This window comes from Microbacterium sp. EYE_78, from assembly GCF_023149035.1.
Lineage (GTDB): Bacteria > Actinomycetota > Actinomycetes > Actinomycetales > Microbacteriaceae > Microbacterium.
This window is the reverse complement of the sequence record NZ_JAHXMY010000002.1, coordinates 64,643-88,067: the sequence shown is the minus strand read 5'-3', so window position 1 is coordinate 88,067 and position 23,425 is coordinate 64,643. Positions and strand designations below refer to the sequence as shown.

The window sequence follows — 23,425 nt, the reverse complement described above, 5'->3', positions numbered from 1 at the left end:
ACACATGGCACGCACACGGATCGGCGCCGCGATCGCGACGCTCACCGTCGCCGGCATCGCCCTCGCCGGCTGCGCCGGCGGTGGCGCACAGCCCGCCGGCGACAACACCATCGACGGGGAGGTGGCCGGCGACATCAAGGTCGTCACCTGGCGCACCGACCTCGTCGAGGACGGCACGTTCGAGGAGTACGCGAAGGAGTTCAACAAGAAGTACCCCGACGTCAACGTCACGTTCGAGGGCATCACCGACTACGCGGGCGAGATGATCACCCGCATGTCGACAACGAACTACGGTGACGTCATCGGCATCCCGGCCATCAAGCCCGACCAGTACGAGCAGTTCCTCGAGCCGCTCGGCGAGACCTCGTCGTTCGAGGACACCTATCGCTTCCTCCCCGCCGCCAGCTACGACGGCACGCAGTACGGGATCGCCTTCGGCGGCAACGCGAACGGCATCGTCTACAACAAGAAGGTCTTCGAAGAGGCGGGCGTGACGGATCTCCCCACCGACGAGGCGTCGTGGCTCGAGGCCCTGCAGCTGGTGAAGGACAACACGGACGCCGTGCCGATGTACACCAACTACAAGGACGGGTGGCCGCTCACCCAGAGCTTCGGCAACCTCGGCGTCATCACCAACGACCCCGACGCGCCCATCACGATGGCCGAGGACCCGGCTCCCTGGACCGAGGGCTCGGACGTCTACGCGATCGACTCCCTCCTGTACGACACCGTCGAGGCGGGGCTGACCGAGGAGGACCCGCTCACGACGAACTGGGAGCAGTCCAAGGTCGACCTCGGCACCGGCAAGATCGCCACGATGCCGCTGGGCTCGTGGGCCATCTCGCAGATGCAGGCCGCGGCCGAGGACAACGGTGCGTCGGCGGACGACATCGGCTACATGGCCTTCCCGGCCAACGTCGACGGCACCCAGTACGCCGTCATCGGCGGCGACTACAACCTCGCGGTCAGCCGCCACTCGAAGGCGAAGGCCGCCGCGTGGGCGTGGATCCAGTGGGTCGCCGCGGACTCGGGCTACACCGAGGCGCAGGGCATGATCTCGCCCGTCATCGACAAGCCGCTCCCGGACAACCTCGCCGGATTCGAGGACTCCGGCGTCGAGCTCATGGAGATCAACGCCGCCCCCGCCGGCAAGGAGGGCCTGATCAACTCGATCGCGGACGACTCGCAGATCGACCTCTACGGTCCGCTCTACCGGCAGAAGCTCGTCGACATCGCCCGCGGCGCTGCCGACGGCGACAAGGAGAGCTACTTCTCCGAGCTCAACGAGCGCTGGGGCGCATCGGTCGAGAAGCTCGGCTGAGGAGCACCCCTCTGATGGCGATCGCAACTCCCGGCTCCGCTTCCGCGGACGCCCCTGCGGTCCTGTCCGCGCCCTCGCGGGCGCGCCGGCTGCGCGGCTCACGTCGCGCAGCCGGCGCCCCGGCGTCGGGGACCCGCGGGGCGGGACGCGGCTTCCTCCAACGCCTCACCCCGTGGCTCTTCCTCTCGGGCGCCGTCGGGCTGCTGCTGCTGTTCACCTACTGGCCGGCACTGAACCTCTTCTACTACTCCGTCACGGACTGGGACGGCATCGACCTCGAGAAGAACCTGGTCGGGTTCGACAACTACGTGCAGGTGTTCACCGATCCCCGCATCTTCAGCGTCTTCTGGGTCGGCCTCTACTACTTCGCCGCCTCCTTCCTGCAGATGGCCATCGCCCTCTACTTCGCGGTGATCCTCAGCTTCTCGACGCGGTTCTCGAACCTCTTCCGCGGCATCCTCTTCTTCCCGTATCTGATCAACGGGGTCGCGATCGGCTTCGTCTTCCTCTACCTGTTCCAGCCGGGCGGCACCCTCGACACCGTGCTCGGCTGGTTCGGGCTCGCCGACCCGCCGCAGTGGCTCGGCGACCCGGACGTCGTCAACTGGTCGCTCGCCGGCACGTCGGTCTGGCGGTACACCGGACTCAACTTCGTCCTCTTCCTCGGTGCGATCCAGTCCATCCCGCGCGAGCTCTATGAGGCGGCAGAGCTCGACGGTGCGAACAAGTGGCAGCAGTTCTGGTCGATCATCGCCCCCGGCATCCGTCGGATCATCGGCCTGTCCTTCATCCTCGCCATCGCCGGAAGCCTGTCGGTGTTCGAGGTGCCGTTCATCATGACCGGCGGCGCGAACGGGTCGGCGACGTTCGTCATCCAGACGCTGCAGACCGCGTTCTCCTTCCGACAGGTCGGTCTCGCCTCCGCCATGGCCGTCGTACTGCTGGCGATCGTCCTGACCGTCACCTGGATCCAGCGACGCGTGTTCCCCGACGAGAAGGTCGATCTCACATGACCGCCACACTGATGCCGCCGACGCGGCCCACCCCGCTCCCCCGCCGCCGCTCCGCGCGGACGCCCCTGCAGCGACTCGGCAGCATGAGCGCGACCGCCGCGAAGTACACGAGCCTCGTCATCGCCGCAGTCGTCACGCTGCTGCCGCTGTCGGTGCTGCTGTTCGCCAGCATGAAGAGCTCGAGCGAGTACGCGTCGACCGGGCCGTTCGACCCCCCGTCCAACTGGTTCAACTTCGACAACTTCGTGACGGCGTTCACCAGCGGCAAGATGCTCGAGGGATTCGTCAACACGAGCATCGTCCTGGCCGTGTCGCTGGTCGGGACCATCATCATCGGCACGATGGCGGCCTACGCCCTCGACCGCTTCGCCTTCCGCGGCAAGAAGCTCGTGATGGGACTGTTCCTGCTCGCGACCCTCATCCCGGGCGTGACGAGCCAGGTCGCGACGTTCCAGCTGGTGAACGGGTTGGGGCTCTACGACACGAAGGCCGCGCTGATCCTGCTCTTCATGGGCACCGACATCATCGCGATCTACCTCTTCATCCAGTTCATGCAGTCGATCCCGGTCTCACTCGACGAGGCGGCGATGATCGACGGCGCGAACCGATGGACGATCTACTGGCGCGTCGTGCTCCCGCTCCTGCGCCCGGCCATCGCGACGGTCGTCATCATCAAGGGGATCGCGGTCTACAACGAGTTCTACGCACCCTTCCTCTACCTGCCCTCCGAGGGCATGATCTCCACCTCCCTCTTCCGATTCAAAGGGCCCTTCGGCGCGCAGTGGGAGGTGATCGCCGCGGGGACGCTCGTCGTCATCATCCCGACGCTGATCGCCTTCCTGCTGCTGCAGCGCTGGATCTACCAGGGCCTGACCTCAGGAGCCGTCAAGTGACCCACCTCTCCCGCCGTCCGCTTCACGACGGGTGGACCGTCCGCGCTGCCGCAGGGCCGGTCTCCCCCGCCCTCGAGGGCGTCGACGTCGCAGCATCGGTGCCCGGCAGCATCCACGTCGACCTGCTCGCCGCGGAGCTCATCCCCGATCCCTTCCACGGGAACAACGAGGCGCTGCTCGCATGGATCGGCCTCGTCGACTGGACGTACCGGACCACCTTCGACTGGCAGCCGGACGCGCTCGACCGTCACGACCTCGTCTTTGACGGGCTCGACACCGTCGCGACCATCCGGCTGAACGGTGTCGTCGTCGCGGACGTCGCCAATCAGCACCGGTCCTACCGGTACGACGTGGACACGCTGCTCCGTGAGGGCGCCAACGAGCTCGAGGTCGCCTTCCGCGCCCCCGTGCCGTACGCGAATCAGGCGAGCCTCGAGCTGGGTGCGCGGCCGCGCCCGTACCCGCTCCCCTACGAGGCCATCCGCAAGTCCGCCTGCAATTTCGGGTGGGACTGGGGCATCGCGACCTACACGAGCGGCATCTGGAAGCCCGTGCACCTCGAGTCCTGGTCGACCGCGCGCCTCGCCGAGGCCCGCGTCGTCGCGACGCCGCAGGGCGACGGCGGCACCGTCTCGGTCGATGTCCGCCTCGAACGGGCGGATGCCGCAGCAACCCCGCTCGAGGTCCGCCTCGGCGTCAGCGGCCCCGGCATCGACGGCGTGGCCGAGGTCGTCGCACCGATCGACGACACCGGCCGCATCGACATCGAGCTGGCGCAGATCGACCGGTGGTGGCCCGTCGGTCACGGCGACCAGCCGCTGTACGACGTGCGCGTCGCGCTCGTCGCCGACGGCGCCGAGCTCGACGTCACGACCCGCCGGGTGGGATTCCGCACGGTCGTGTGGGACACCGAACCCGATGCTGCCGGGACGCCCTACACCCTGGTGGTCAACGACCGACCGATCTTCGTGAAGGGCGTGAACTGGATCCCCGACGACGCACTCCCCGTGCGCGTGGACCGCGACCGGTACGAGCGCCGCCTGCGACAGGCGGTGGCCGCCAACCTGAACCTCATCCGCGTCTGGGGCGGCGGGCTCTACGAAGCCGACGACTTCTACGACGTCGCGGACGAGCTCGGTCTGCTCGTCTGGCAGGACTTCCTCTTCGCGTGCGCCGCCTACCCCGAGGAGGAGCCGCTGCGTTCGGAGATCGAAGCGGAGGCACGCGAGAACGTCGTGCGCCTCGCCTCCCACGCATCGCTCGCCCAGCTCGTCGGCAACAACGAGAACCTCTGGGGCTTCGAGGACTGGGGCTGGAAGCTCAGCCTCGACGGCAAGACCTGGGGCGCGACCTACTACTACGAACTGTTCCCGCAGATCATCGGCGAGCTCGCACCGCACGTCCCCTACGCCCCCGGCAGCCCGTTCAGCCCGGGCACGGGATGGGATGCCGCATCCGGCCGTCAGACCGGCCCCCACCCGAACGACGAGCAGCACGGCAGCATGCACCTCTGGGAGCAGTGGAACCGTCGCGACTGGCACACCTATCGCGAGCACACCCCGCGGTTCGTCGCCGAATTCGGCTGGCAGGCCCCGCCCGCGTGGACGACGCTGGTGGAATCGGTCGACGACGCTCCGCTGACGCCGGAGTCGCCTGGCATGGTCGTCCACCAGAAGGCGATGGAGGGCAACACCAAGCTGACGAACGGCCTGCTGCCGCACTTCCGGATGCCTGCCGACATGGAGTCGTGGCACTGGGCGATGCAGCTCAACCAAGCGCTCGCCGTCGGCGCGGCGCTCGATCACTTCCGTTCCTGGGCACCGCACACGATGGGCGCGGTGGTGTGGCAGCTCAACGACTGCTGGCCGGTCACCTCGTGGGCCGCGATCGACGGCGCGGAACGGGTCAAGCCGCTGTACCACGCACTGAAGAACGCCTTCGCGCCGCGGGTGGTCACCGTCCAGCCGCGCGAGTCCGGCCTCGTGGCCGTCCTCGGCAACGACACCGACGAGACGTGGGCCACCTCGGTGCGCACCCGGCGCGTGTCGTTCGCGGGAGGGCAGCTGATCGACACCGCCCGCGACGTCTCGGTGCCGGCCCGCGGGTCGCTGACCCTGCCCCTGGACGACTCCCTCACCTCGGCCGCAGACGCCGCCTCGGAGGCCATCGTGGTCGACGCCGACGGCGCGCGCGGCGTCTGGTACTTCGCCGAGCCGCGCGACTCGACGCTCGGCGATCCGGGCCTCAGCCTCGAGGTCCGCGCCGTGGACGGCGGCACCGAGGCGATCATCACCGCCGCGGGCTTCGCCCGGGACGTCGCCCTGCTCGCCGACAAGGCGCATCCGTCGGCGCAGCCCGAGGACGGCCTGCTGACCCTGTTGCCCGGCGAGACGCGACGCATCGTCGTCCGTCACGGCGCCGACGTCGCACTCGACGCCGCGGCACTGTCGGACGCGCGCGTCCTGCGCTCGGCCAATCAGCTGGTGACCGGGTGAACGCGTTCGCCGAGCCCGTCTGCGGGATGACGTGGGGGTGGACGGGCGTGCGCGGCACGTGGACGACGCCCGACGCCGAGGCATCCCTCGACGCGATGGCCGACCACGCCGTCACCTGGACCGCCTTGGCCTACGCCGCCCAGCAGGCGACCGCGTTCTCGACCGACATCCCCTACGAGGACGAGCCGACCGTGACCGAGGACGAGATCGTGCACGCGATCCGGGCCGCGCACGATCGCGGGATGAAGGTGTGCCTGAAGCCCGTCGTCAATGTCGCCGACGGCACCTGGCGCGCCTTCATCGGCTTCTTCGACTGGGACGTGCCGGGAGAGCCCAGCTGGACGGACTGGTTCGCGTCCTACGGCGCGTTCATCCTGCACGCGGCCCGCATCGCCGAGGCCGAGGGCTGCGAGATGCTCTGCATCGGCTGCGAGATGGTCCGAAGCGACGGACAGGACCGCCACTGGCGCGAGCTCATCCGGCGGGTCCGCGAGGTCTACTCCGGTCCGATCACCTACAACTGCGACAAATATCAGGAGGACCACGTCAGCTGGTGGGATGCCGTCGACGTCATCTCCTCGAGCGGCTACTACCCGATCGATGCGTGGGAGGAGAACCTCGATCGCATCGAGGCCGTCGTCGCGGCATCCGGCAAGCCGTTCGTGTTCCTCGAGGCGGGCTGCCCCTCCCGCGAGAACTCGCCGATGCGACCGAACGACTGGCAGCTGGCCGGAGCGCCCTCGGGGCAGGCGCAGCTCGAGTACTACCGCGCCATGTTCGACGCCTGCGCGCGGCGTGAATGGGTGTCGGGCTTCTTCCTCTGGGACTGGCCGGCGCAGCTGTACAACCCCCTCGAAGCGGAATCGAACGACGACTACTGTCCCTACGGCAAACCGGCGGGATCCCTCATGCGCGAGCACTACCGTGCGCTGACCGCCGCCGCCCCAGGAGGAGAACGATGAACGCTCGCCGCGTGCTGGCCATCGATGCCGGCCAGAGTGACATCAAGGTGAGAGTCGACGCGGGTGACCACCACGAGGACCTCACCTTCCGCGGCATCCATACCGGCGGTCCGCTGCTCCCCCAGCTCGCACGAGTCGTGCACGACACGCTGGCGAGCACGGGGGCCGACCTCGACGTGGTGACCGCGGGGATCTCGGGTCTCACCGACCGCGATGCGGATGCCGGCGCGCTGCTCTCGCTCGTGCACGCCGAGGGGGTGCGCGCGACCCTCCTCGCCCACGACTCGACCACGTCGTTCCTCGGCGCGCTGGGCGACCAGCACGGCGCCGTCGTGGCCGCCGGGACCGGCGTCGTCACCCTCGCCGTCGGCTCGACGTCGACGGCGCGCGTGGACGGGTGGGGCTGGATCATGGGCGACGCCGGCAGCGGCTGGTGGATCGGTCGCGAGGCCCTCGATGCCGTGATGCGGGCGTTCGACGGGCGGGGACCGGCGACCGCGTTGACGGATGCCGCCCTCCGCCGCTGGCCCGACCTCACCCAGGCGTACATGGCGCTGCAGGCCGATCACGACCGCGTGCGCATCGTCGCCTCGATCGCCCGCGACGTCGCGCTCGCCGCGGACGCCGGGGATGCGGTCGCCCGCGGTATCTCGGTCCGGGCGGCGGAGCAGCTCGCCCACAGCGCCCGCACCGCGGCCGCGCAGGTGCGGACGGACGAGTCGGAGTTCGCCGTCTGCGCGATCGGGGGTGTCTTCTCGTCCGCGACGCTGCGGAGCGCCTTCGAGCAGGCGCTCGAGGCCGATCCGACCCTGCGGCTGGTGGCCCCGCGCGGCGTCGGGATCGACGGCGCGCGTGCGCTGGCCGACTTGACCGCCTCGCACCCGCTGGGCGCCGCCGTCCATCGCGCCGGCGCCTTCTGACGAGGACTGCGGGCATCGTCCCGGCGCGGCGGGATGGCACTCCCACCGCGCCGGTCACGGCATCGGATCACGACTCGGCATCTTTTTGTTGACAGGTCCCACAAAAGCCTTGCGCATGCCGTGGGAGCGGTTCTACACTCACTGTCGAAACGCTTCGAGTACCCGCTCGAAGACGTGATCCGCGATCGACGAAGAGGTGGACATGGCGCGCATCGACGAAGTCGCCGCCGCCGCCGGCGTGTCGATCTCGACCGTCTCCTACGCCCTCAGCGGCAAACGCGCGATCTCGACGGACACCCGTCGGCGGGTCGAGGAGGCCGTCCGCGAACTCGGCTACCGGCCGCACGCGGGCGCCCGGGCACTGGCAGGCCGGAAGACGCAGATCTTCGCGTTGACGGAGCCCCTGCGCGCCGACACCCACGCCCCGACCCACATGGCGTTCGTCCTGGCGGCGTCGGTCGCCGCCCGCCGCCGCGAGTACGACATCCTCCTGCTGACCGACGAAGAGGCCTCGAATGGGATGCGGCGCGTCGCCGCCAGTGACCTCGTCGACGCGGTCCTCGTGCTCGACGTCGCTCCCGACGACGCCCGCGTCGAGATCGCCCGGTCGATCCCCATCCCCACCGTCTTCATCGGCATCCCCGACGACCACGCGGGCCTCGACTGCGTCGACCTCGACTTCGAGGCGGCGGCCGAGCTCGCCGTCGACCGACTCGCCGACGCCGGACACCGTCGCATCGGCATCGTCGGTCAGAGCGAGATCGCCTACCGCGCGTCGAACTTCCCCCCTCGGGTGCGCGCCGCCGCGACTGCGCGGGCGGAGGTCCGAGGGCTCGCGCACTCCTTCACGACCACGGGCGCCACGACGACCGACGCCGCAGCGGTGCGCTCGTCGACGGCCGCTGCGCTCGACGCCGGCGCGACGGCGTTCGTCCTCCACGCCGCGGAGGACGCGCAGGAAGTCGTCCTCGCCACCCTCGCCGAGCGCGGACTCGTCGTCGGCCGCGACATCTCCCTCGTCTCCGTGGCCTCGGTGTTCGACGCCACACGACTGTCGACTCCCCTCGACACGATCCCGCTGGTGCCGGCCGCGTCCTGCGACGCCGCGGTCGACCTGGCCATCGCGCGGCTGCAGGATCCGGGCCGCGCGCCCGTCCTCCACCTGATCCCGCCGGAATACCGAGCGGCCGGCTCCGTCGCGCCGCCGCCCACCTGATCGACAGGCGGTGACATGCACGCTCGCACCGCCGTCATCGAAGCGCTTCGACGAAGCCTTCCACTGCACCTGCACCACCCCACCCGAAGTACCGACCGTTCTGGTCACTGAGAAAGGAGTGCCGACGATGGCACGCATGACACGACGCACCGCGGCCCTCTCCGCGGTCGCCACCCTCTCCGCCGCGGGGCTCGCCCTGAGCGGATGCGCGGGCGGCGGAGGTGACGCCGGCGGCGACGGCGACACCCTCCGCCTCTGGCACTACGAGAGCGCGGACAGCGCGATGGGCAAGGCCTGGGATGAGGCGATCAAGGTCTTCGAAGAGGAGACCGGCGCGACCGTCGAGTTCGAGGAGAAGTCCTTCGAGCAGATCCAGAAGACCGCGAGCCAGGTGCTCGACACCGACGCCGCGCCCGACCTCATGGAGTTCAACAAGGGCAACGCGACCGCCGGCTTCCTCGCGAGCACCGGGCTCATCTCCGACATCTCCGACGCCGTGGACGAGTACGGGTGGGCGGACAAGCTGGCCCCGTCGCTCCAGACCACGGCGAAGTACAGCGAGGACGGCGTCATGGGTGGGGACGCCTGGTACGGCATCCCGAACTACGGCGAGTTCGTCGGCGTCTACTACAACCTCGACATGTTCGAGGAGGCGGGCCTCGAGGTCCCCACGACCTACGCCGAGTTCGTGGACGTGCTCGACGCCTTCGTGGAGCAGGGCGTGACCCCGCTCGCCGAGGCGGGCGCTGAGTACCCCCTCGGCCAGCTCTGGTACCAGCTCGCGCTGTCGCAGGGCGACCGTTCGTTCGTCGACGACTACCAGCTGTACGCGAACCCGGTCGACTGGAGCGGGCCCGAGGTGACCTACGCGACCGAGACCCTCGCGGACTACGTCGACAAGGGGTACATCGCGAGCGACGTCTCGTCCGTCGTCGCCGAGGACGCCGGTGTCTCGTTCATCAACGGGACCTCGCCCATCTTCGTGTCCGGGTCGTGGTGGTACGGCCGCTTCGTGGCCGAGGCGACCGGATTCGAATGGTCGATGACGTCGTTCCCCGAGTCGCAGCTGTCGCTCGGCTCGTCGGGCAACCTGTGGGTCGTCCCGGCGAACGCGGCGAACGCCGAGCTCGCCTACGAGTTCATCGACATCACCATGCGTCCCGAGATCCAGGCCATCATCGGCAACAACGGTGGCGTCCCGGTCGCGGCCGACCCCGCGGACATCACCGACGAGAAGAGCGCCGCACTGATCGAGACCTTCAACGGGATCCTCGACGAGGACGGCCTCTCGTTCTACCCCGACTGGCCCGCGCCCGGCTTCTACGACGTCCTCGTCCAGGAGCTCCAGGGCCTCGTCACAGGAGCGCAGGATGCCGCGGCCACCGCCGCGAACCTCGGCGAGCAGTACGACGAAGGCACAGCGGACTACCGCTGATCCGACCGGGAGGGGCGGATGCCGCATCCGCCCCTCCCCTCACCCCGGAGTCACTCATGACCGTCACCGACACGCGCACCCTGCGCACGGCCCTCCCGCCCGAGGAGCCGTCCATCCCCCAGCGCGGCACCAGCCGCGCCGGCTACTGGCTGTATCTGCTGCCCGGCTTCGCACTGCTCATCGTCATCGTCATCGTCCCGCTCGTCTGGAACCTGGTCCTCACCTTCACCGACTGGCGCGGCGTCGGGACCCCCGAGTTCATCGGGCTCGAGAACTGGGCGGCGATCCTCGTCGACGAGGACTTCTGGACCTCGTTCGCGAACTCCGTGTGGATGGTGCTCGCGATGGTGGTCGTCCCGACGGTCGTCGGGCTCTTCGTCGCCGCGGCACTGTTCGACGTCATCGGGCGCAAGTTCGGCGGGAAGCTCGCGAGCTTCCTGCGCGCCACGTACTACCTGCCGCAGATCCTCCCGGTCGCCGTCGCCGGCATCGTGATCGGCTGGATCGTCCGACCCGGTGGTGACGGCGCGCTCAACCAGATCCTGGGGCTCGTCGGGATCGGCCCGATCGACTGGCTCGGACAGATGCCGTCCGCGCTCATCGTCCTCATGGTCGTGCTCGTCTGGGTGCAGATCGGCTACCCCGTGGTGGTCTTCATGGCGGCGCTGCAGCGCGTCGACCCTGAGCTCTACGAGGCCGCCGAGCTCGACGGTGCGAACTGGGGGCAGCGCTTCGTCGCGATCACCATGAGCATCATCCGGCCCGAGATCTTCGTCGTCACCCTCACCTGCACCATCGCGGCGCTGAAGGTCTTCGGCCCGGTCTACGTCATCACCCGCGGCGGCCCCGCGGGGTCGACCCTCGTCCCGGCGTACTACGCATATCAGGAGTTCTTCACCAAGCGCGACGTCGGGTACGGCGCGACCATCGCCACCGTCCTGACGATCCTCGTCGTCATCGTGTCGATCGTCTTCGTGCGCGTGCAGAACTCCCTCGAGCGCAAGGAAAGGGCGGGCCTGTGATGGCGACCTCCACCCTGCTCCCCCCGGTCACCACCCGCACATCGACGCGCAAGCCGCGCCCCCGAGGCGGGATGACGCGGCCCCGCGGACGCGACTGGATCGTCGTGCTGCTGGTCGCCCTCGGCGCCCTCGCGGTCCTCGCGCCGTTCTACCTCGTGCTCGTCAATTCGTTCAAGTCCCCGGCGGACTACGCAACCTCGGGCGCGCTCGCGTTCCCGCAGGCGCTCGACTTCACCGGTGTCGGTCGGTTCTGGGAGCGCGTGAACTTCCCCGAGAAGGTGTGGAACTCGATCTTCATCTCGGGTGTCGTCGCGGTGCTCGCCGTGCTCATCTCGATGCTGAACGCGTTCGCGATCGGGATCGGCCGCGTGAAGTACCGCACCTCGATCGTGTTGCTGTTCCTGCTCGCCAACCTGCTGCCGCAGGAGGCGCTGCTGTACCCGCTGTACTACATGTTCAAAGAGGTCGGGCTCTACGACAGCGTCTGGGCGGTCATCATCATCTTCGTCGTCATCCAGGCGGCGTTCGGCACGTACCTGCTGAGCTCGGTGTACGGCACGTTCCCGAAGGAGGTGCTCGAGGCGGCATCCCTCGACGGCGCGAGCCGCTGGCAGATCCTGTGGCGGGTCGTCTTCCCGATCAGCCGCCCCACCCTGTCGGTGCTGCTCATCTTCTTCTTCATCTGGACGTGGAACGAGTTCCTCATCCCGCTGACGTTCCTCGCGTCGAATGCCAATCAGACGGTGCCCGTCGCGATCAGCGTGCTGCAGGGCGACCGGCTCATGGACGTCACGACCACGAGCGCATCGGCCCTCCTCGGCATCATCCCGACGCTCATCTTCTTCCTCATCTTCCAACGCACCCTCACCCGGGGCATCACCGCAGGAGCAGTCAAGTAATGAAGTTCACCGATGGTTTCTGGCAGCTGCGTCCGGGCGTCAGCCCGCTCTTCGCGCAGGAGGCCTACGACATCGAGGCCGGTTCGCACCCGACCGACGGTGAGGCGGTCGTCGTCTCGGCGACCACGGCGATCATCGGTCACCGGGGTGACACGCTGAACCGTCCGGTCCTGACCGCCACGCTGTCCTCGCCGCTCGAGGGTGTCGTCCGGGTGCGGATCGAGCGCCACGTCGGCGGACGGCGGCACGACGGCTTCGCGCTGCCGGGCGCGGTCGCAGGCGGCGCGGGCGCGGCATCCGTCACCCGCGATGAGGGTGTGCTGCAGGCCGGGCGCCTGACCGCGCGCGTCCGTCGCGGGGCGCCGTGGGGGCTCGACTTCGAGGTCGACGGCGCTCGGATCACCGGCAGCGGCTTCCGGGCGCCCGCCTGGCTGGGCGTCGACGCCGACGCGCAGGTCGACCCGGGGATGCCGGGCGAGACCGTCAGCGGCATGCACCTCCCCCGCGCGGCGAGCTACGTCCGCGAGCAGCTCGATCTCGGCGTGGGCGAGCTCGTCTACGGCCTCGGCGAGCGCTTCGGACCGCTCGTGAAGAACGGGCAGACCGTCGACATCTGGAACGCCGACGGCGGCACGTCGAGCGAGCAGGCGTACAAGAACGTGCCGTTCTACTTGACCAGCCGCGGCTACGGCGTGCTCGTGAACGACCCCGGGCACGTGTCGTTCGAGGTCGGCTCGGAGTCGGTCGAGCGGGTGCAGTTCGCCGTCTCGGGCGAGGCGCTCGAGTACTTCGTCTTCGCGGGGCCGACCCCGAAGGACGTCCTGGCCCGCTACACGCAGCTGACCGGTCGCGCGGCGGTCGTCCCCGCGTGGTCGTACGGCCTGTGGCTGTCGACCTCGTTCACCACCGACTACGACGAGGCGACCGTGACCTCGTTCATCGACGAGATGGCCCAGCGCGAGCTGCCGGTGTCGGTCTTCCACTTCGACTGCTTCTGGATGCGCGAGTTCAACTGGTGCGACTTCGAGTGGGACCCGCGGGTCTTCCCCGACCCCGACGGCATGCTCGAGCGCCTGCACGCGAAAGACCTGCGGGTCAGCGTCTGGATCAACCCTTACATCGCGCAGCGCTCGCCCCTGTTCGCCGAGGCGGCAGCGGCCGGCTACCTCGTCACGCGGCCCGACGGCACGGTGTGGCAGTGGGACAAGTGGCAGGCCGGCATGGGTCTCGTGGACTTCACGAACCCGGATGCCACGGCCTGGTACCAGTCGAAGCTCCGCGCGCTGGTCGATCAGGGCGTCGACTGCTTCAAGACCGATTTCGGCGAGCGGATCCCCGTCGACGTCGCCTGGGCCGACGGCTCCGACCCCGAGCGCATGCACAACCTCTACACGCAGCTGTACAACCGTGCGGTGCACGACGTGCTCGTCGGGGCGCGCGGCGAGGGCGAGGCGGTGCTCTTCGCCCGCTCGGCGACCGCCGGCGGCCAGCAGATGCCGGTGCACTGGGGCGGCGACAACACCTCGACGTTCCCCTCGATGGCCGAGACCCTGCGCGGCGGCCTGTCGCTCGCCTTCAGCGGCTTCGCCCACTGGAGCCATGACATCGGCGGGTTCGAGGGCACACCCGATCCACTCGTCTACAAGCGCTGGACGGCGTTCGGACTCTTGAGCACGCACAGCCGCTTCCACGGCTCCAGCTCGTACCGCGTGCCGTGGAACTTCGACGACGAAGCCGTCGAGGTGACGCGTCGCTTCACGCACCTGAAGCTGCAGCTGATGCCCTACCTGTACCAGGCGGGGCGGGATGCGGCGGCCACCGGCGTCCCCGTCTTCCGTCCGCTGCAGCTGGAGTTCCCCGAAGACCCGAGCGTCGCCTACCTCGACCGGCAGTTCATGCTCGGCTCGGAGCTGATGGTCGCACCCGTCATGTCGGCGGACGGCGAGGTCGAGTTCTACCTGCCCGAGGGCACCTGGACCAGCCTGCTCACCGGCGAGACGGTCGAGGGCGGGCGCTGGCGCCGCGAGACCCACGACGTCTTCTCGTTGCCGCTGTACGCCCGGCCCGGCGCGGTGATCCCCTGGGGTTCGCGCACCGACCGCCCGGACTACGACTACCTCGACGGCCTGCGGCTGCGGGTCTTCGCGGGCGGCTCCGGCTCACGCGAGGTGACCGTGACCACCCCCGACGGCCGCGCCGAGACGTTCACCGTCGACCTGACGGAGGTCACCGGCTGACGCGTCCGGCGTGCCGAGCGCCTTTCTCACCCCTCCGACGTCGTCGGATTCGGAGATGTGCGCCGGATTCGGATTGGAATGCAATTTCGGCCCGAATCCGGTGACGATCTCCGAATCCGGTGACGGAATGTCGGCTCGAAGGCTTCTGCACATCGGGATCCGGGCGGGTATCCTCCGCTGCAGTGGGCCGAGCGGAGGTGCGGATGCCTCGCGTCGGCACACTGTCGGTATGGATCACCGCGCCCTCGTCGATGCGCACGGCGGGATCGTTCACCGCTCCGTCCTGCTCGCGGCGGGCGCATCACCGCGAGCGCTGCGGACGGCCGTCGCGCGCGGCGATCTGCAGCGGATACGGCGATCGTGGCTCGCGACGCGGGCTGCACCACCCGACCTGCGTGCGGCGGCGTCGTCGACGGCGCGACTCGCCTGCGTCTCCGCCGCGCGGCATCGCGGCTGGTGGATGCCACCGGGGGCTGACGACCGTCTTCACCTGCACGTGCTCCCGCACGCCGAGGCTCCTCGCGCGGATGCGGTCGTCCATTGGACGTCGCCCATCGTCCCCGCCTCCCGAACCACGCTGATCGAATCCATCGAGGACACCCTCGATCATGTGGCCGCATGCGCGGATCCCGAGACCGCGGTCGTGCTCTGGGAGTCTGCGTGCCGCCTCGAGGCGTTGACGCCCGCGGAGCTCGCGCGCGTGCGGTGGCGGTCGGCATCCGCCCGTGGACTCTGCGCGGAGGTCAGCGGCCTGCACGACTCAGGGCTCGAGACCATTTTCGCGGTGCGGATGCGTCCCCTCGGCCTTGCACTGCGGTTCCAGGTACCGGTCGCCGGCCGCCGGGTCGACGCGCTGATCGGCGAACGGCTGGTGGTGCAGCTCGACGGCTTCGCGTTCCACTCGACCAGCGCCGACCGCACCCGCGACGTCGCGCATGACCGCGAGCTCGTCGCGCGGGGCTACACGGTCCTGCGATTCACGTACGTCGAGGTGCTGCATCGCTGGCCCGTCGTCGAGCGCGCGATCGGACGCGCGATCGCGCAAGGCGCGCACCTCGCCGCCCGCTGACGTGCCCGATCGCGCGTCGGGCGCCCGTCATCGGATTCGGAGATGTGCGTCAAATTCGGACCAGGTGAGGCGTCCTCGTCCGAACGCAGCGACATTCTCCGAATCCGGCGCCGGCACGCCAACCCGGCGCCGGCCCGCCACCCGCCGCGGGCACCCAGCACGGCGCCCGCACGAACGACGGATGCCGGGGCCCCGATCTCGGGCCCCGGCATCCGTCTGCGTGTCAGCGTCGCGTCAGACGAGCGATTCGCGCCAGGCGCGGTGCAGCTGGGCGAACTTGCCCGTGCCCGCGATGAGCGCGTCGGGGGTGTCGTCCTCGATGATGCGCCCATGCTCCATCACCAGCACGCGGTCGGCGATCGCGACCGTCGACAGACGGTGGGCGATGATGATCGCGGTCCGGTCGGCGAGCAGGGTGCCGAGGGCCTCCTGGATCTGCCGCTCGCTCGGGATGTCGAGCGACGCCGTGGCCTCGTCGAGGATGAGCACCGCCGGGTCGGCGAGGAAGGCGCGCGCGAACGAGATCAGCTGACGCTGTCCCGCCGACACGCGGCCGCCGCGCTTGTTGACGTCCGTGCCGTACCCGTCCGGTAGCTTCTCGATGAAGGCGTGCGCGCCGACGGCGCGCGCCGCGGCCTCGATCTCGTCCATCGTCGCCTCGGGCTTGCCGAGCGCGATGTTGTCGGCGACGGTCCCGCTGAACAGGTACGCCTCCTGTGTGACCATCACGATGGCTCGTCGCAGGTCCTTCGGGTGCAGCTCGCGCAGGTCGACGCCGTCGAGGGTGACGGCGCCCTTCGTCGGGTCGTAGAAGCGCGCGATGAGCTTGGCGAGCGTCGATTTGCCGGCACCGGTCGTGCCCACGAGAGCGATCGTCTGCCCCGCGGGGATGTCGAGTCGGAAGTCCGGCAGGATCGTCTTCGCGTCCGAGTAGCCGAAGGTGACGTCGTCGAACCGCAGGTGCCCGCGCGCCTCGCGCAGGTCGACCGGACGGGTCGGGTCGGGCACGGTCGGCGACTCCTCGAGCACGCCGGAGACCTTCTCGAGCGCCGCCGTCGCCGATTGGTAGGAGTTCAGGAAGAACGCCACCTCCTGCATCGGGGCGAAGAAGTTCCGCACGTACAGCACCGCCGACAGCAGGAAGCCGAGCTCGAGCGCGCCGCTCACGACGCGCAGGCCGCCCCACATGACGACCGCCGCGAGGGCGACGGATGCCAGGGCCATCATCGCGGGCTCGAACGTGCCGAACAGGCGGATCGAACGCATGTTGATGTCGCGGTAGTCGCTCGAGAGGCCACCGAACTCGGTGTCGTTCGCCGGCTCCTTTCGGAACGCCTTGACGGCACGGATGCCGGTCATCGACTCGACGAACTTGACGATCACCTTGGCGCTGACCACACGGGACTCGCGGTAGACGACCTGCGAACGCAGGTAGAACCAGCGCATCAGGAAGAACAGCGGGATGCCCATCGCCGCCAGGATCACGCCCGACTGCCAGTCGAGCAGGATCAGCGCGACGAGGGTGAACCCGCCGTACAGCAGCCCCGACACGAGCTCGTTGAGACCGCCATCGAGCAGCTCGCGGATGGTGTCGAGGTCGCTCGTCTGGCGGGAGATGATCCGCCCCGACGTGTAGGACTCGTGGAACTCGAGGCTCAGCTTCTGCGTGTGCAGGAAGATCCGCTTGCGCAGGTCCAGCATGACCGCCTGGGTGAGGCGTGCCACGACGACGGCGTACCAGCCGATGAGCGCCGCTCCGCCGACGGCGGTGACGAGGAAGAGCGCGACGACCATGATCGTCGGCATCCAGTCCGCCTGCTCCTGCACGGCCGGCAGTGCGTTCGAGATGCCGAAGCCCACGAGCGCCGGCCCCGCCACGCGCAGGATCGTCGAGATCACCAGGACGATGCCCGCGACCACGAGCTGCAGCTTCAGCGGCGTGACGAGCGAGCCGAGCAGACGCAGCGAACGCCGCCGGATCTGCCGGCTCTCCTCTCGGGTGTAGTCGGAGCGGTCTTCGCCGCTGGTGCCCGTGACGGTGCTCACAGGGTCACCTCCCTCTCGTGCTGACGTTCCTGCTCGTCCTCGAGGCTCGAGATGACGTGCCGGTAGTGCTCGCTGGTGCGCAGGAGCTCGGAGTGCGTGCCGACGGCGGTGATGCGTCCCTCTTCGAGGAGCGCGACGCGGTCGGCGAGCGTGACGGTGGACGGCCGGTGCGCGACCACGAGGGCCGTCGTCTCGGCCAGCACCTCGCGCAGCGCGTCTTCGACGAGCGCCTCGGTGTCGACGTCGAGCGCCGACAGCGGGTCGTCGAGGACGAGGACGGCGGGACGTGCCGCGACGGCACGGGCGAGCGCGAGACGCTGGCGCTGACCGCCCGAGAGGCTGAGCCCCTCCTCGCCGATGACCGTCTCGACCCCGTCGGGGAGGTCCTCGACGAAGCCGGCCTGCGCGACCTGCAGCGCTTCGCGCAGCACGCGTTCGCCCTCGGGGCCGTGCGGGTCGAGATCCTCACGCCCGAGCAGGACGTTCTCGCGCACGGTCTGCGAGAAGAGCGTGGCATCCTCGAAGGCCATCCCGACGTGACGACGCAGATCGGTGAGGCTGAGGTCGCGGACGTCCACGCCGTCGAGCAGCACCCGGCCGCCGGTGACGTCGTAGAGACGGCCCGGGAGGGTCGTCAGTGTCGTCTTGCCCGACCCGGTGAGACCGACCAGCGCCATCGTCTCGCCAGGGCGGAGCGACAGGTCGATCCCGTCGAGCAGGTCGCGCTCTGCGCTGCCGGCATCCTGATACCGGAACCGGGCGCCTTCGAACACGAGCTCACCGCGGGGATGCTCGATCGACACCGGGCTCGCCGGATCGACGATCGTGTTCTCCTCGTCGAAGACCTCGAAGATGCGGTCCGTCGCGGTGCGCGCGTCGACGAGGAACGAGAAGAGGAACCCGATCGACTCGACCGGCCACCGCAGGATCGTCGCCATCGCGAAGAACGCGATGAGCGCGGCGGTGTCGATCTCGCCGGCCTGGATGAGGAAGATGCCGGCGCCCAGGCACAGCGCGAAGGCGATGTCGGGCAGCAGCACCAGCCAGAACCAGATCCAGCCGACCGCCTTCGCCTTGTCGATCTCGGTCTCGCGCAGGGTCTCAGCCTGGCGCGTGAACTTGCGCAGGGCGTGACTGCCGCGACCGAAGGCCTTCAGCACGCGGATGCCGTGCACCGACTCCTCGACGGCGGTCGCGAGGTCGCCGGCCTGGTCCTGGCTCTTGCGCGACAGCGCGCCGTAGCGGTTCTCGAAGACGAACCCGGCGATCCACAGCGGGGCGGAGACGACGACGAAGATCGTGCCGAGCAGCCAGTGCCAGCTGAACAGGATCACCGAACCGACGACGATCGTGATCATGTTCACGACGAGCAGCACCAGGCCGAAGGCGAGCCAGCGCCGGACGAGCCCGATGTCCTGCATCATGCGGCTGAGCAGCTGACCCGACTGCCACCGGTCGTGGAAGGCGACCGGCAGGCGCTGCAGTCGCGAGAAGAATTCGGTGCGCACCTGGTACTCGACCGCGGTGGCCGGCGACAGCACGAACCAGCGCCGTGCCCACACCATCAGCGCTTCGAGCAGGCCGAGCAGCAGCACGGCTCCGGCGCCGAGCGCGATGAGCCACGGGTCGCCGGAGGCGATCGGCCCCGCCTCGCCGACGATCTGCTCGAGGACCAGGGGGATGCCGAGGGCCAGCAGGCTCGCGACGAGCGCGCTGAGGGCGCCGAGGCCGAGCCGGGGCAGGACGGGCTTCGCGAACGGCAGCAGCCGGGCGAGGGAACGGACGGTGGACAGACGGGGAGGCGTCGTGGAGGTCATGATCCTGCAGGTGAGAGGAGCGGATGCCGGACGGCGAGGGGCGCAGCATGGCGCGGACGATCAGGGTCTCGAGGACCCGTCGAGGGAGAACAGCGACAGGCGCGGGATGCTTCCGCGCGACGCCTGACCGGCGGTCAGACCAGCGGTCGTCCCTGGCGGGCGGGGCGTCCGGCGGCGGCGAGGAAGGCGACGGCGGACTTCGTGATGACGATCTCCGTGGACATGGCATTCCTCCTTGATGGGGCCGGACAAGGCGCCCGCATCGTGCGCGGGAGCCCTCCAGGATATCCCTGTGGAAATGCTGAGGGCAAGCGTTTTCTGACGCTCAGGCCGCCGCTTCGCGGTCGAGCAGGCTGCGCTTGACGTGGACGCCCCAGGCGAAGCCGCCGAGCGCTCCCCCGGCGCGGAGGACGCGGTGGCACGGCACGAACAGCGCCGGAGCGTTGCGGGCGCAGATCGAGGCCGCCGCCCGCACGGCCGACGGCGAGCCGAGGTGCGCCGCGAACTCGCTGTACGTGAGCGGTCGCCCGGGTGCGATGCTGCGCAACGCCTCCCATCCCGACATCTGCATGCTCGTGCCCGCCTGCTGGACCGGCACGTCGTCGATGGCGGCGATGTCCCCCGCGTAGTACGCGACGACGGCCTCGGCGGAGCGGACACGTCCCGGGGAGACGGATGCCGGTACCCGATCAGCGCGGAGCCGGCCGAGGATCGACGCGGCATCGGCGGTCCAGCCCGAGGACAGCACGCGGCCGTCGTCTTCGAGGATCGTGAAGGGGCCGTCGGGTGTGTCGATGGTCTGCAGCAGCGCGGTCATCGGGATGCCTTCCGAGGAGCGGGATCGGGAACGGGTGCACGCCACGCCTGCGTGACGGGGGCGGCGTACCAGAGGTGCGCCATGAGGTAGCTCCGCCAGGGTGCGACCCGGGACGCCCACGCGGTGAGGGCCGCGGCCTCGGCGGGGATGCCGGCCGCCGCCGCGCCTGCTCGGGCGGCCACATCGCCGGGCAGCAGGACGTCAGGATCGCCGAGGACCCGCATCCGCACATAATCGGCCGTCCACGGGCCGATGCCGGGCAGGGCCATGAGGGCTGCGCGCTGCTCGTCGGTGTCGTCACCGGGGCCGAGCCGGAGAGTGCCGTCGGCGAGCGCCGTCGCGGCCCCCACGATGGCACGCACGCGCGCGCCGGGACCGCGCAGCACGTCGGCGCCGTGTTCGGCGATCGCCGCCGGGGTCGGGAAGAGGAGCGCGGGCCCCGTCGAGGTCTCCATCGGTTCGCCGAGGGCTGCGGCGAGGCGGCCCATGACCGTCCTGGCCGAGGCCACGCTGATCTGCTGCCCGATCATGGCTCGGATGAGCATCTCGTCCGCGTCGACGGCGGCGGGGAGTCGGACGCCGGGGATGCGACGCACGAGCGGCTGGAGTTCGGGGTGCTGCGACAGCCCCGCGTCGATCGCGGTGGGGTCGGCGTCGAGGTCGAACAGTCGCCGGACCCTCGAGATCAGCGGGGCGAGGTCGCGGAGCGAGGTGAGCTCGGCGCGCAGACGCAGCCGGCCCGAGGCATCCTCGGCGACCTCGAACCAGGCCGGTCCGCCGTCGAGGCGGATCGTCCGCGCGAAGGACGCGACGCCGCCGTCCTCGACGCCGGGAACGGCGTGCGCCCGCATCCACCCGAACAGGCCGACCGCGTCGAAGGGCTCGCGCCGCGGGAGGATGAGATCGATCCGACCCGGGGTGCTCGCCGTTCGACGACGCCGCGCACGGAGGTCTGTGGGCGAGAGCGCGAAGACCTCGGTCGTGGTCTCGTTGAACTGACGGATGCTGCCGAACCCGGCTGCGAACGCGACGTCGGCCATCGAGAGGTCGGTGTCGACGAGCAGCGTCCGAGCGGTGTGCGCCCGGTGGGCGCGAGCGAGGGCGAGCGGACCCGCGCCGAGCTCCGTGGTCAGCAGACGGGTGAGGTGACGCTCCGAATAGCCCAGCCGACGGGAGAGCCCCGAGACACCCTCGCGGTCGACCACGCCGTCGGCGATGAGACGCATCGCGCGGCCCGCGACGTCGCCGCGGAGGTTCCATTGCGGTGAGCCCGGGGTCGCCTCGGGCAGGCAGCGCTTGCAGGCGCGGAAGCCGGCTTCGTGGGCTGCCGCGCTGGTCGGGTAGAAGCTGACGTTCGCCGCTCGGGGGGTCCTCGCCGGGCAGCTCGGTCTGCAGTAGATCCCGGTCGAGCGCACCGCGGTGACGAACTGTCCGTCGAATCGGGCGTCACGCGCGTCGATGGCGCGGTAGCGCTCATCGAAGGTCATCGCCGCGATCGTCATGCGTCCCAGCCTGTCACGGGTGACGGACGCCGGCTCGCGGAAATCGGACACGACGGTGTCCGGACGGGAGACCCGGGCCTCAGCCTCCAGGCGCCCACTGGGTGATGCCGGACAGCAACGGTGCCCTGTCGCCGTTCGCCATCGTCACCCCCGTGAGGTCGGGTGATGTGATCGTGATCCGCGGCACGACGGCGAGCGGCTTGGCGAGCGCGGCGTTCACGATGGTGGACTCGATCGAGGCCAGCAGTTCCCTCGCCTCGTAGACGTCGACCGTCTGGCTCAGCCGGGCGATCAGGTCGTCGCGCGTCTCATCACCGGTCCCGGTGAGGGATGCCGCTCCGTCAGTGCCCCACTGCGCGGCGATCTCGGCCGGGGTCGTGGGGATGCGCACGCGGTCGATGACGGCGTCCCAGCCGGACTGGCCGACCGCGGATCGGAGGTCGTCGGTGCCGCAGTCCGCCACCGACCACCCGCCTTCATCGGCAGCGGTACGGAGTGCGGCGAAGGCGCGGCTCGCGAACGCGCTCCTGCGGTCGTAGAGGACGCAGACGCGCGCTCGGTCCGCCACCCCAGCCGCGGCACGATCGAGCGCGGCGTCGTCTGCCGCGGTCCCGAGCACCTCGGCGAACCCGGAATCCTCGTTGACGATCTCGAAGGCGCGGGACTCCGGCGCCGTCACCATCGATGTGGTCTTCGTGTACGACTGCGCCCAGACGCCCGCCCCCGCCGCCACCATGTCATCGGCCGGGACGACGCGGAGGAACGCCGCGCGTGCCGCACGGTCGCCGAAGACGCCGTCGGCACTCATCACCACGGCCCACATCGTCCCGTCGTGCGTCGTCTGCACGCCGAAATCACGACGCTCGCGTTCTCTGATCGCATCGCGGTTGTCGTCGGAGGGGCGGACGGTGACGACATCGGCGCTCTCGCCCACCGAGGCGATCGGGTCCTCCGCGGGCGGGGTGAGGACGACGTCCTCGACCTGCGCGACAGCCGCCCCGGTGTAGGTCGGATTCGGGGCGAGGGTGACGCGCTGTCCGGCGTCGTCAGACTCGATGCCTTCGACGAGGTAGGGGCCGCTCGACAGGCGGAGGTCCTCGTCCGCCGGAGTGGCACCCGCCGCCGCGAAGTCGTTCGCCCACACGTCCGCGATGGCAGCGATCGCGACGGCATCCTCCGATTCGATCGCCTCGATGACCGCCTGCTTGGCCTCCATCGGGTCATCGAGGTCGAAGGCACGCTGCCCGACGACGTGTGCGGGCACGGCGACGGAGATCGCCGACTGCCATCCGATCGTCGGCGCCGCGAACGTCACGTCGATCGCCCGGGAGAACTCGTCGACCGTCGGAGCATCCGGTCGATCCTCGCCCTCGGACTCGCCCAGGATCCCCGCGCCGGCAGCCCATCCGAGGAGGAGGTCGGCAGCGTCCAGCGGGATCCGGTCGGACCATACCGGCTCGGCCAGGTCGTAGCGCACCGTGAACGGATCTTCGCTGACGATCCGCACCGTTCCGAACGACTCGTCGGCGACGAACTCACCGTCGACGCTGTTGCCGAACGAGGCACGGGTCGCGGCGGCGACGTCGATGTTCCCCGAGGTCGGCACCGCCGCGGCGTTGAACGAGGTCAGCTCCCCCGACCATGCCACCGTGACGGTGCTGCCGGGGACGACCGAGGGCGGGAGCGCCGGTGCGCAGGCGGTGAGCGCGAGCGCGGCAGTCAGTGCGCCGACGGCCGCGGCGCGGCGGAAGACGGGCATCG

At 69.9% G+C, this 23,425-nt stretch carries 17 protein-coding genes; 12 read left to right on the top strand and 5 right to left on the bottom strand.

The features are described 5' to 3' along the window. Positions 1 to 4: 4 nt before the first annotated feature. The 12 genes from KZX17_RS07475 (at position 5) to KZX17_RS07420 (ending at position 15,482) form a co-directional block, all read left to right on the top strand. Positions 5 to 1,321 carry an ABC transporter substrate-binding protein gene (locus KZX17_RS07475; RefSeq protein WP_248171759.1) on the top strand — a complete coding sequence of 439 codons (1,317 nt, stop codon included), beginning with the start codon at positions 5 to 7 and terminating at the stop codon, positions 1,319 to 1,321. A 14-nt stretch (positions 1,322 to 1,335) separates the two neighbouring features. After that, a complete protein-coding gene (locus KZX17_RS07470) occupies positions 1,336 to 2,334 on the top strand; it encodes a carbohydrate ABC transporter permease (RefSeq protein WP_248171758.1) in 999 nt (332 codons plus the stop codon). Further along, positions 2,331 to 3,227 carry a carbohydrate ABC transporter permease gene (locus KZX17_RS07465; protein WP_248171757.1) on the top strand — a complete coding sequence of 299 codons (897 nt, stop codon included), beginning with the start codon at positions 2,331 to 2,333 and terminating at the stop codon, positions 3,225 to 3,227. Before KZX17_RS07470 ends, KZX17_RS07465 begins: the two co-directional genes overlap by 4 nt. After that, the gene (locus KZX17_RS07460) at positions 3,224 to 5,722 is read left to right on the top strand and encodes a glycoside hydrolase family 2 protein (protein WP_248171756.1); all 2,499 of its coding nucleotides are present in this window, start codon (positions 3,224 to 3,226) and stop codon (positions 5,720 to 5,722) included. Before KZX17_RS07465 ends, KZX17_RS07460 begins: the two co-directional genes overlap by 4 nt. 26 nt (positions 5,723 to 5,748) lie before the next feature. Next, positions 5,749 to 6,684: a 1,4-beta-xylanase gene (locus KZX17_RS07455; protein WP_248174722.1), complete on the top strand. Its 936-nt coding sequence runs from the start codon at positions 5,749 to 5,751 to the stop codon at positions 6,682 to 6,684. Then, entirely contained in the window at positions 6,681 to 7,604 is a 924-nt protein-coding gene (locus KZX17_RS07450; protein ID WP_248171755.1) for an N-acetylglucosamine kinase, read from the top strand. The genes KZX17_RS07455 and KZX17_RS07450 overlap by 4 nt, the downstream gene beginning before the upstream one ends. A 202-nt stretch (positions 7,605 to 7,806) precedes the next feature. Continuing rightward, positions 7,807 to 8,820 carry a LacI family DNA-binding transcriptional regulator gene (locus KZX17_RS07445; RefSeq protein ID WP_248171754.1) on the top strand — a complete coding sequence of 338 codons (1,014 nt, stop codon included), beginning with the start codon at positions 7,807 to 7,809 and terminating at the stop codon, positions 8,818 to 8,820. 127 nt (positions 8,821 to 8,947) lie between these two features. After that, the gene (locus tag KZX17_RS07440; protein ID WP_374107959.1) at positions 8,948 to 10,255 is read left to right on the top strand and encodes an ABC transporter substrate-binding protein; all 1,308 of its coding nucleotides are present in this window, start codon (positions 8,948 to 8,950) and stop codon (positions 10,253 to 10,255) included. Between the two features lie 56 nt (positions 10,256 to 10,311). Then, positions 10,312 to 11,277 carry a carbohydrate ABC transporter permease gene (locus KZX17_RS07435; protein ID WP_248171752.1) on the top strand — a complete coding sequence of 322 codons (966 nt, stop codon included), beginning with the start codon at positions 10,312 to 10,314 and terminating at the stop codon, positions 11,275 to 11,277. Beyond that, complete coding sequence (locus tag KZX17_RS07430; RefSeq protein ID WP_248171751.1) at positions 11,277 to 12,176, top strand: carbohydrate ABC transporter permease; 900 nt, start codon at positions 11,277 to 11,279, stop codon at positions 12,174 to 12,176. The genes KZX17_RS07435 and KZX17_RS07430 overlap by 1 nt, the downstream gene beginning before the upstream one ends. Beyond that, positions 12,176 to 14,413, top strand: a complete 2,238-nt coding sequence (yicI, locus tag KZX17_RS07425; protein ID WP_248171750.1) for an alpha-xylosidase — start codon at positions 12,176 to 12,178, stop codon at positions 14,411 to 14,413. Before KZX17_RS07430 ends, yicI begins: the two co-directional genes overlap by 1 nt. Positions 14,414 to 14,642: 229 nt before the next feature. Beyond that, positions 14,643 to 15,482 (top strand): type IV toxin-antitoxin system AbiEi family antitoxin domain-containing protein, encoded by an 840-nt coding sequence (locus KZX17_RS07420; protein ID WP_248171749.1) that lies wholly within the window; start codon positions 14,643 to 14,645, stop codon positions 15,480 to 15,482. A 234-nt stretch (positions 15,483 to 15,716) separates the two neighbouring features. Here the strand turns inward: KZX17_RS07420 and KZX17_RS07415 are convergent, their stop codons facing one another. From KZX17_RS07415 to KZX17_RS07395, 5 genes are all read right to left on the bottom strand, one after another. Further along, positions 15,717 to 17,528: an ABC transporter ATP-binding protein gene (locus KZX17_RS07415; RefSeq protein WP_248171748.1), complete on the bottom strand. Its 1,812-nt coding sequence runs from the start codon at positions 17,526 to 17,528 to the stop codon at positions 15,717 to 15,719. Further along, positions 17,525 to 19,345 carry an ABC transporter ATP-binding protein gene (locus KZX17_RS07410; RefSeq protein WP_248171747.1) on the bottom strand — a complete coding sequence of 607 codons (1,821 nt, stop codon included), beginning with the start codon at positions 19,343 to 19,345 and terminating at the stop codon, positions 17,525 to 17,527. The genes KZX17_RS07415 and KZX17_RS07410 overlap by 4 nt, the downstream gene beginning before the upstream one ends. Before the next feature lie 325 nt (positions 19,346 to 19,670). Further along, entirely contained in the window at positions 19,671 to 20,162 is a 492-nt protein-coding gene (locus tag KZX17_RS07405; RefSeq protein ID WP_248171746.1) for a methylated-DNA--[protein]-cysteine S-methyltransferase, read from the bottom strand. After that, a complete protein-coding gene (locus KZX17_RS07400) occupies positions 20,159 to 21,664 on the bottom strand; it encodes an AlkA N-terminal domain-containing protein (RefSeq protein WP_248171745.1) in 1,506 nt (501 codons plus the stop codon). The genes KZX17_RS07405 and KZX17_RS07400 overlap by 4 nt, the downstream gene beginning before the upstream one ends. Positions 21,665 to 21,743: 79 nt before the next feature. Beyond that, positions 21,744 to 23,423: a hypothetical protein gene (locus tag KZX17_RS07395; RefSeq protein ID WP_248171744.1), complete on the bottom strand. Its 1,680-nt coding sequence runs from the start codon at positions 23,421 to 23,423 to the stop codon at positions 21,744 to 21,746. Positions 23,424 to 23,425: the final 2 nt, after the last annotated feature.